This window comes from Propylenella binzhouense (assembly GCF_009866965.1).
Lineage (GTDB): Bacteria > Pseudomonadota > Alphaproteobacteria > Rhizobiales > Afifellaceae > Propylenella > Propylenella binzhouense.
Genome location: NZ_SPKJ01000124.1, coordinates 1 through 9,793, shown reverse-complemented (window position 1 = coordinate 9,793; position 9,793 = coordinate 1). Strand labels below are relative to the sequence as shown.

Sequence of the window (9,793 nt, the reverse complement as noted above, 5' to 3'; positions counted from 1 at the left end):
ACCGGGCGGCGGCGTTCCGCCCCGCCGGCATGGCCGGATCGGCGGGTCCGCCGCGGGCCCCGCCTTCGCATCGCCGCGCGCCGTTGCGCTCGCCCGCGAGCTTGCCCGGCTGCGCGGCACGTCCGAGACGGACGAACTGCTCGCCTGCCGGCATTTCCGCCGCACGGCCTACTGGCAGGCGCTCGCCGGCCAGCTCGGCGTACGGTTCCTCCCGAGCCTCGACCATGCCGAGCGCGATCCCGACACCCGTCCTCCGCCCTCGGAGGCGCTCAGGCGGGCGGAATGCGCCGCCGCGCTCGTCGCCGGCGAACGGATCCTGGCGGTGGCGCCCTCCGGACCTGCACTGGAGGCGCTCGCCGAGCGCCTCCGGCTCGCCCCGGCGCTGGCGGACCGGCTGCGGATCGTGCCGCCGGAGGCGATCCGGGCCTTCCTCCTCGCCCGCCACGGCGAGGCGCTCGTCCACTATGCCGTGAACCGCCTCGCCCGCGCCATGCCGGCCCATTCCGCCCGCATGCTCGCGACCTCGCGCAACCGCCGCGACTGGCTGTTCGCGCTCTTCGCCGGAACGGTCGCGAGCTTCTGCGCGGCGCCGGCCGAGACGATCCTCGTCTTTGCCCTGCTCCTCTCCTTCGTCTTCTCCAACGCGGTCGTCTGGAAGCTCGCGGCGTCCCTCTGGCCGCGCCGGCGGCGCAGGCGGCCCGATCCCAAGGACGCCGAGCTCCCGAGCTACACGGTGCTCGTCGCGCTCTACCGCGAGGCGGCCGTGGTGCCGGATCTCGTCCGCAATCTCGACGCGCTCCTCTATCCGCGCTCCAAGCTGCAGGTGCTCCTCGTCGTGGAGGCGGACGACGGCGAGACGCGGTCGGCGCTCGAGGCGGTCGGCCTGCCGGCCAATTTCATGGTCGTTCCGGTCCCGCCGGCCGAGCCGCGCACCAAGCCGAAGGCGCTCGTCTACGCCTTGCCGCTCGCCACCGGAGACCAGGTCGTCGTCTACGACGCCGAGGACCGGCCGGAGCCGGACCAGCTCCGCAAGGCGGCTGCCGCCTTCCGCGCCGAACCGCGGCTCGGCTGCGTGCAGGCCGCGCTGGTGCCGGAAAACCGCGACAGCTGGTTCGCCAGGATGTTCGCGCTCGAATATGCCGCCCATTTCGAGGTGCTGCTGCCCGCGCTCGCCTGCTGGCGGGTGCCGATCCCGCTCGGCGGCACGTCCAACCATTTCCCGCGCCGGGTGCTGCAGAAGGTCGGGGCCTGGGACCCGTTCAACGTGACCGAGGACGCGGATCTCGGCGTCCGGCTCGCCCGCTTCGGCTACCTGACCGGCGTGCTCGATTCGCGCACCTACGAGGAGGCGCCGGTACGCTTCGCCCAGTGGCTGCCGCAGCGCCGGCGCTGGATCAAGGGCTGGATCCAGACCGCTTTGGTCGCGATGGCGGAGGGGATCCCGCGCGGGCGGCGTCTTTCGGTCCGCGAGGCGGTCGCCGTGCACGCGATCATCACCGGCGGCATTCTCGGCCTCCTCTTCTATCCGCTGTCCTTCCTCGCGCTCGTCGTCGCGCTGCTGCCGAGCCTCGGCTCGGGGAGGCCGTGGTCGGGCCTCGAATGGGCGACGGTGCTGGTGACGCTCTTCAACGGGACCGCGTTCTCCGTCGGCAGCCTCCTCGCGGCGCTCAGGGGTGCTGCCGCCGCACGCGCCCCGGAGCTTGCACCGTCGATCGCCACGCTGCCCTTCTACTGGGTGCTGCAGTCGCTCGCGGCCTGGCAGGCGCTCTGGCAGTTCTTCAGGACGCCGTTCCGCTGGGAGAAGACGGAGCACGGCGTCTCGCGGCGGCAGGCGCCGGTGGTGCCGCCGGGCGGCTCAGGCGGAGGGCGGGCCGCCTTCCTCCGGTGAGCTCTGCCCGACCGGCGTCGCGATCAGCTTGTCGATGCGGCGCTCGTCCATGTCGGCGACCTCGATCTGCCAGTCGCCGATGCGGAACGCGTCGCCGGCCACGGGGATCCGTCCGAGCCGGTCGAGTACCAGCCCGGCGGCGGTGTGGAAGTCCGGCGTGCCGATCTCCCGCCCGAGCCCGAGCACCTCGGAGAACTCGCCGATCGGCGTATGGCCTTCCACGAAATAGCTGCCGTCGCCGCGCTCCCGGAAGAACGGCTCCGCCTCCTCGCCGCTTTCCGGAAGCTCGCCCGCGATCGTCTCCAGGACGTCGGTCAGCGTGGCGATCCCTTCGTTCGTCCCGTACTCGTCGACGATGATGGCGAAGTGGATGCCCGTCCGCTTGAAGTGCTCGAGCGTCTGCAGGACGGTCACGGTGTCCGGAACGAGGAGCGGCTGTTCCATCATCGCCCTCACGTCGATCGGCTCGCCGCCGAGCACGCGGGTGAGCACGGCCTTCGAGTGCAGCGTGCCGACCGGGTTGTCCACGCTGCCCTCGCAGACGAGGAGGCGCGAGACGCCGCCCTCGTCCATCGCGGCGCGGATCTGGTCGGCCGTCGCCTCCACGTCGATCCAGACGATTTCGCTCCGCGGCGTCATCACGGTCTTGATCGACCAGTCGTCGAGGCGCAGCACCCCCTCGATCAGGTCCTTCTCCTCCGGCTCGAACACGCCGGTGAGCGTCCCTTCCGCGATCAGCGTGCGCACCTCCTCCTCCGTCACCACGTCGGCATCGGCTTCCGGCACGCGGAGGAGGCGGGTGAGGAGGTCGGTCGAGCCCTTGAGAAGGAAGACAACGGGGGCGCCGACGCCGGCGACGCCCGCGAGCACGCCCGACATCGCCGCCGCGATCCGCTCGGGGTCGGCGAGCGCGATCCGCTTGGGCACCAGCTCGCCGATCACCAGCGACACGTAGGTGATCAATGCGACGACCACCACGAACGCGATCGTATCGCCATAGGCGCCGACGGCCGGCAGCCGCTCGAACCAGGGCGAGACCCGCTCGGCCAGGGTTGCGCCGCCGACCGCGCCGGCGAGGATGCCGACCAGCGTGATGCCGACCTGGACGGTCGACAGGAACCTGCTCGGATCGGACTTCAGGCGGAGCGCCCGCGCCGCGCCCGCATTGCCGTCCTCCGCCAGCCGCTCGAGCCGCGCCTTGCGGGCGGACACGACCGCGAGTTCCGACATTGCGAGCGCACCGTTGACGAGCGTGAGAACGAGGACAAAGGCGATTTCGAGGGCGAGCATGGGACCGTGTTTCTGCGCCGGCTACGCCCATAATGGCCGATCCGGCGGATCGGGTCATGTGGCGATGCGGGCACAGCGCGCCCCGGACGGGTAGTTCCGGACTGCGGCCCGTCTTCCGCCGCCGCGGCGCTTCCGCTAGCTTGCGGGCGAGGCGGGCGGCGTGGCGCAGTACCAGACGATTATCCAGGTCATCGGCGCACTCCTCGTCGTCCTCGGCGGGACGATGCTGCTGCCTGCTTTGACGGACCTGCAGAACGGTGCGCCGGAATGGCGCGTCTTCGTGCTCTCGAGCGCCGTGACGGCCGGGACCGGGCTCCTCCTCGTCCTCAGCACGCGGACGACGGAGCGCTCGACGCTCCGCCTCAAGCAGGCCTTCCTGCTCACTGCGGCGGTCTGGACGGTGATCCCGGCCTTCGGCGCCATCCCCTTCCTCGGCCTCGGCATCTCCTATGCCGACGCCTTCTTCGAATCGGCCTCGGGCTTCACGACCACCGGCTCCACCGTCCTCGTCGGGCTCGACGAGCTTCCGCGCGGCATCCTGCTCTGGCGCTCCGTGCTGCAATGGATCGGCGGCGTCGGCATCATCGTGCTCGCCATGATCATCATGCCGTTCCTGGGCGTCGGCGGCATGCAGCTCTTCCGCGCCGAGAGCTCCGACCGCTCGGAGAAGGTGCTCGCGCGCTCGTCCGACCTCGTGGCCTGGATCGCGGCGGTCTACGGCGTGCTGACGCTGCTCTGCACGCTCGCCTATGCGGCCGCGGGCATGACCTTCTTCGATGCGCTCGCCCACGCGATGACCACGCTGTCGACCGGCGGCTATTCCACGCACGACGCCTCCTTCGGCCATTTCCAGAGCGAGGCGCTGGAATGGATCGCCGTCGTCTTCATGATCTGCGGAGGATTGCCGCTCGTTCTCTTCATCGCCGCGATCCGCGGCGAGCCTGGGCGCATCGGGCGCGATCCCCAGACCCGCTGGTTCCTGATCTTCCTGGCGGCCGTCTCCTTCCTCGCGGCGGTCTGGCTCTCGCTTCGGACCGGGATCGCGTTCGACGATGCGATGCGGCTCGTCGCCTTCAACGCGGTCTCGGTCGTCACGACGACGGGCTATGCGAGCGTCGACTACACGCTGTGGGGGCCGTTCGCCGTGGGTCTGTTCTTCATGCTCACCTTCGTCGGCGGGTGCACGGGATCGACCGCCGGCGGCATCAAGATCTACCGCTTCGTCATCCTCTTCCAGGTCATCAAGCGGCAGTTCCGCATGCTCGCGAGCCCGTCGCGGCTGGAGGCGATGAAATATGCCGGCGCGCGGATTCCGGAGGACGTCCCGCCCTCGGTGCTCGCCTTCCTGACGCTCTATGTCGCGACCACGGCCGCCGTCACGCTGATCCTCGTGCTGCTCGGGCTCGATTTCGTGACGGCGATTTCCTCGGCGGCGACGGCGATCTCGAATGTTGGGCCGGGCCTCGGCGAGATCGTCGGCCCCGCCGGCAATTTCTCGACCCTGCCGGACATGGCCAAGTCCGTCCTCGCCGTCGCCATGATCCTCGGACGCCTCGAGCTTTTCACCGTGCTGATCCTCCTCGATCCCGGCTACTGGCGCTGGTAGCCGGCCCGGGCTCGGGAGACCCGGGCCTAAGAAAGCGGATCCGCCCCGGGCGGCTCTTAGCCGGCTGGGCTTGACTCCGCCTGCATGTGCGCGCATGTGAATGAACGTTCATTCACCGCTTGGGGCCCATGAGCGAACTCGGTACAAAACCGCGCGGCGAGGAGCCGGCCGCGGACAGGCGCGACCGCATCCTGGATGCGGCCGGGCGCTGCTTTGCGCGCGCTGGCTTCCATCGCACGACCATGAACGACGTCGCGCAGGAGGCCGGAATGACCGCCGGCAACCTCTATCGCTATTTCGCGTCCAAGGACGCGCTGGTGGCGGGCCTCTGCGAGCGCGACCGGGCCGATCTCGCCGCCGAGTTCGAGGCGTTCCAGCCGGAGCCCGGCAACTTCCTGGCCGCCTTCGCCGCGTTCGGCCGGAAGCACTTCGAGGACGGCGAGCGCGACAAGGCCGCGCTCTGCCTAGAGATCTGGGCCGAGGCGGCGCGCAATCCGCTCGTCGCCGGCGTCCACAACGAGTTCGACCGCGACATCATCCGGCATCTGATCCAGATCTTCGAGGACGCCAAGCGGAGCGGCGCGATGGCGCCGGACGTCGATTCGACGGCCGCCGCCTCGATCCTGGCCAAGCTCGCCGACGGGCTCTTCGTGCGCCGCGCGATCGCCCCCGATTTCGATCCGGACCGTGAGATCAGAGAAGTATTCGCCGTCGTGAAGGCGCTCGTGGACGGCGCGATCGTGCTGTCGCGCGCCGCCGGCGGCACGGAGGACAGACCATGCTCGCCAGCCGCCTGATCGCGTTCGTCATCCTCGTCGCCGCAATCGGCTGGATCGGCTCGGGCATGCTCGGCCGCCAGGACGAGCGGGCCGACGCCGCCGTTGCGCCGGCCCAGGAGGCCGAGCACGCCGAACCCCGCTTCCAGGTCGCGACGATGGAGGCGCAGGCGGGGGACCACGCGCGCACCATCGTGCTTTCGGGCCGGACCGAGGCCGACAGCCGCGCGAGCGCAGTGGCGCGCGGCAACGGCATCATCGTCGACCTGAAGGTGGCCCGCGGCCAGCAGGTCGAGAAGGGCGCCGTGCTCGCGGTCCTCTCCGACGAGGCGCGCGAGGCCCAGGTCGCCGAGGCGAAGGCGCGGCTCGAGCAGCGCAGGACCGAGCTCAAGGCGAAGCTCCGGCTGATCGAGCGCGGCATCTCGCCCTCGCTCGACAAGCCGCAGCTCGAGGCCGACATCAGGGCCGCCGAGGCGGCGCTCGCCCAGGCCGAGGCCGAACAGAGGCGCGGCACGGTGACCGCGCCGATTGCCGGCACGGTGAGCTCCGTTCCGGTCTCCACCGGACAGGCGCTGCAGGCGGGCGCGACGGTCGCCGAGGTGATCGCGCTCGACCCGATGCTGGCGGTCGCGGAAGTGGCCGAGCGGCAGCTCGCCGGCATCGAGGTCGGCGACGAGGCCACCGTCCGGCTCGTGACGGGGCAGACCGTGCCCGGACGGGTCCGCTTCATCTCGCCGACGGCGAGCGCCGAGACGCGCACCTACCGCGTCGACGTCGAGGTGCCGAACCGCGACGGTGCGATCCCGGACGGCATCACCGCCGAGGTCGAGCTGAAGCTCGCGCCGGTCAACTCGGTCCGGGTTCCGCGCTCCGCGCTCACCTTCTCCGCAGAAGGGCGGCTCAGCATCCGCACCGTCGATGCCGACGGAAGGGTCTCCTCGGTGCCGGTGGCGATCGTCGAGGACGCGCGCGACACGGTCTGGGTCGCCGGTCCGCAGGACGGCAGCCGGATCGTGGTGCAGGGCCAGGATTTCGTGAAGGACGGCCAGGTCGTCGACGTCGTCCAGCAGCCCGCGGCCAACCTTCTCTCCCGGAACTGACCATGGCCAATCCGGTCGATTATGCGATCAGCCACGCCCGGCTGACGATCGCGACGCTGGTCTTCCTCCTGGTCGCCGGCTTCTCCGCCTACATGACCATCCCCAAGGAGGCGGAGCCGGACGTCAAGGTCCCGATCATCTACGTGAACGTGACGCAGCGCGGCATCAGCCCCGAAGATGCGGAGCGGCTGATCCTGCGGCCGCTCGAGACGCAGCTCAAGTCCGTCTCGAACGTGAAGGAGATGCGCTCCGCCGCGTTCGAAGGCGGCGGCTACGTGCTCCTGGAATTCGAGGCCGGCTTCGATTCCGACGTCGCGCTCGCCGACGTGCGCGCGAAGGTGGACGACGCGAAGAGCGACCTGCCGTCGGACGCAGACGAGCCGCACGTGCAGGAGGTGAACCTCTCGCTCTTCCCGGTGCTCGTCGTCGCGCTCGGCGGCGACGTGCCGGAGCGCGCGCTGCTCCAGCTCGCGCGCCAGACGCAGACGGCGATCGAGCAGATCCCGGGCGTCCTCTCCGCCGATCTCCGCGGCGCCCGCGACGACGTGGTGGAGATCATCGCCGAGCCGATGCTCCTGAAGAGCTACGGCATCTCGCTCGACCAGCTCGCCGCCTCCTTCCGGGCCGGCAACAGCCTGGTCGCGGCGGGCGCGCTCGAAAGCGGCACCGGCCGCTTCGCCGTGAAGGTGCCGTCGCTCATCGAGCAGCCGCAGGACATCCTGAACTTCCCGGTCGCGGCGACGAGCTCGGCCGTCGTGACGCTCGGCGAGGTCGCCGAGGTGCGGCCGACCTTCAAGGACCCGGAATCGATCACCCGCGTGAACGGCAAGCCGGCGATCACGATCGAGGTCTCCAAGCGCACCGGCGCCAATCTCATCGAGACCGTCGACGCGACGCGGGCCGTCGTGGAGGAGCTGCGCAGGACCTGGCCGGCGACCGTGCAGGTGACCTTCACGCAGGACAAGTCGAAGGATATCCGCACGATGCTGCACGAGCTGCAGAACAGCGTCATCACCGCTGTCCTGCTCGTCGTCATCATCATGCTGACCGTGCTCGGCGGCCGCGCCTCGCTCTTCATCGGGATCGCGATCCCGGCATCCTTCCTCGCCGGCATTCTCGGCCTTCAGCTCGCCGGCCTCACCGTCAACATCGTCGTTCTCTTCTCGCTGATCCTCGCGGTCGGCATGCTGGTCGACGACGCCATCATCGTCTCGGAATTCGCCGAGCGGCGGATGGCAGAGGGCATGGCGCCGCGGCTCGCCTATTCCATGGCCGCGAAGCGCATGGCCGGGCCCGTCATCGCCGCGACGGCGACGCGCGTCGCCGCCTTCTCGCCGCTCCTGTTCTGGCCGGGCATCGTCGGCGAGTTCATGAAGTACATGCCGCTCACCCTGATCGCGACGCTCTCCGCGTCGCTGGTGGTGGCGCTCATCTTCACCCCGACGCTCGGCGCGATGCTCGGCCGGCCCGGCCAGGCGAAGGACGAGCGCGCGAGCGACCGCGGCCTCTACATGCTCACGGTGCGCACAGCACTCCGGCATCCGCTCGTCACGCTCTCGCTCGCGGCCGTGCTCCTCGTCGGCGTGATCCAGGCCTACGGGACGTACGGCAACGGCGTCGAGTTCTTCCCCGAGGTCGAGCCCGATTACGGCCTCGTCCAGGTGCGTGCGCGCGGCAATCTCTCGATCTCCGAGAAGGACCGGCTGGTCCACGAGGTGGAGGACCGTCTCCTCGGAATGAAGGAGATCGAGACCGTCTATGCCCGCGCCGGCGAGGGCCAGAGGGGCTCCTCGGACGTCACCGAGGACACGGTCGGCACCGTCCAGTTCGAGTTCGTGGACTGGCAGCAGCGCCGGAAGGCGAGCGAGATCATGGCCGACATCCGCGAGCGGACGAAGGACATTCCCGGCGTGGTCATCGAGGTGACGAAGCCGGCGGCCGGCCCGCCGACGGGCAAGCCGATCACGCTCCAGATCGCCTCGCTCGATCCCGACGCCCTGTTCCCCGCCGCGCGGAAGGCGGCCGCGATCATCCGCGAGAACCCGGATGCGCGCGACGTCGACGACGGCCTGCCGCTTCCGGGCATCGACTGGAAGCTCGACTTCGACCGCATCCAGGCGGCGCGCTTCGGCGCGAGCCCGGTCACGATCGGGACCGCCGTCCAGCTCGTGACGAACGGGATGAAGATCAGCGAGTACCGGCCGGCGACGACCGACAAGTCGGTCGACATCCTGGTCCGCTTCCCCGAGGACCGGCGTTCGATCGACCAGCTCGACGAGCTGCTGATCAACACGCCGGCCGGCGCGGTGCCGATCTCCAACTTCGTCACCCGCGTCCCGGAGCCGAAGGTCGGGCTCATCAACCGCGTCGACGGAACGCGGGTGGTGACGGTGACGGCGAACATCGCCGAGGGCGCGCAGGCCGCCGTCGTCCAGCAGCAGGTCACCGACGCGATGGCCAAGGCCGATCTCGGGCCGGGCATCACCTTCAAGATGAAGGGCGAGGACGAGGAGCGCGAGAAGGCCGGGGCCTTCCTCATGTCGGCATTCGGCGCGGCGCTCTTCCTGATCTTCGCGATCCTGCTCGCCCAGTTCAACAAGTTCTCGAGCGTGCTGCTGGTGCTGTCGGCCGTGGTACTCTCGACGATCGGCGTGCTGATCGGGCTGATGCTGATGAACCAGGCCTTCGGCGTGGTCATGACCGGCATCGGCGTGATCGCGAATGCGGGCGTGATCGTGAACAACAACATCGTGCTGATCGACACCTACGACCGCCTGCGGCGCGAGGGCGTCGCGGCCTACGAGGCGATCCTCGAGACCTGCCGCGAGCGCGCGCGGCCGGTCGTGCTCACGGCGGTGACCGCGATCCTCGGCGTTCTCGCCATCGCCTTCGGCATCAACATCGATTTCGTCACGCGCTCGGTGGCGATCGGCGCGCCCTCGACGCAATGGTGGACCCATCTCTCGACCGCGATCGTCTTCGGCCTCGGCTTCGCCACGGTGCTGACGCTGGTCGTCACTCCGGCCGCGCTGATGGCGATGGCGAATTTCGCCGCCTGGCGGATGCGCCGGCGCGAGAGGCGGGCCGGGCGGCGCGAGGCACGGCGGCGCAGGCGCGCGGGCGCGCCGCTGCC

The 9,793-nt window shown here is 70.2% G+C and carries 6 protein-coding genes and 1 pseudogene; 6 read left to right on the top strand and 1 reads right to left on the bottom strand.

What is annotated here, in order from left to right; all coding sequences use genetic code 11:
• Positions 1-1,888 (top strand): glycosyltransferase (locus tag E4O86_RS20715; protein WP_161142452.1); only part of this gene is annotated, 1,888 nt, incomplete at its 5' end.
• Here the strand turns inward: E4O86_RS20715 and E4O86_RS20710 are convergent.
• Positions 1,856-3,178 carry a hemolysin family protein gene (locus E4O86_RS20710; RefSeq protein WP_161142451.1) on the bottom strand — a complete coding sequence of 441 codons (1,323 nt, stop codon included), beginning with the start codon at positions 3,176-3,178 and terminating at the stop codon, positions 1,856-1,858. The two genes, E4O86_RS20715 and E4O86_RS20710, sit on opposite strands and share 33 nt — an antisense overlap.
• 160 nt (positions 3,179-3,338) lie before the next feature.
• Here E4O86_RS20710 and E4O86_RS20705 point away from each other — a divergent pair, with 160 nt between their 5' ends.
• The 5 genes and pseudogenes from E4O86_RS20705 to E4O86_RS20690 all read left to right on the top strand — a co-directional run.
• The gene (locus tag E4O86_RS20705) at positions 3,339-4,784 is read left to right on the top strand and encodes a TrkH family potassium uptake protein (protein ID WP_343039205.1); all 1,446 of its coding nucleotides are present in this window, start codon (positions 3,339-3,341) and stop codon (positions 4,782-4,784) included.
• Between the two features lie 128 nt (positions 4,785-4,912).
• Positions 4,913-5,047, top strand: a pseudogene (locus E4O86_RS24055) (TetR family transcriptional regulator); the annotation flags it as partial.
• A 6-nt stretch (positions 5,048-5,053) separates the two neighbouring features.
• Positions 5,054-5,581 carry a TetR family transcriptional regulator C-terminal domain-containing protein gene (locus tag E4O86_RS20700; RefSeq protein ID WP_246206532.1) on the top strand — a complete coding sequence of 176 codons (528 nt, stop codon included), beginning with the start codon at positions 5,054-5,056 and terminating at the stop codon, positions 5,579-5,581.
• Positions 5,563-6,660, top strand: a complete 1,098-nt coding sequence (locus E4O86_RS20695; RefSeq protein ID WP_161142449.1) for an efflux RND transporter periplasmic adaptor subunit — start codon at positions 5,563-5,565, stop codon at positions 6,658-6,660. The genes E4O86_RS20700 and E4O86_RS20695 overlap by 19 nt, the downstream gene beginning before the upstream one ends.
• Before the next feature lie 2 nt (positions 6,661-6,662).
• A partial coding sequence (locus E4O86_RS20690; RefSeq protein WP_161142448.1) for an efflux RND transporter permease subunit occupies positions 6,663-9,793 on the top strand: 3,131 nt, incomplete at its 3' end.

Coding starts and splice junctions, on each gene's coding strand:
- E4O86_RS20710 (WP_161142451.1), bottom strand. CDS start 3,178: ATGCTCGCCCTCGAAATCGCCTTTGTCCTCGTTCTCACGCTCGTCAAC.
- E4O86_RS20695 (WP_161142449.1), top strand. CDS start 5,563: ATGCTCGCCAGCCGCCTGATCGCGTTCGTCATCCTCGTCGCCGCAATC.
- E4O86_RS20700 (WP_246206532.1), top strand. CDS start 5,054: ATGACCGCCGGCAACCTCTATCGCTATTTCGCGTCCAAGGACGCGCTG.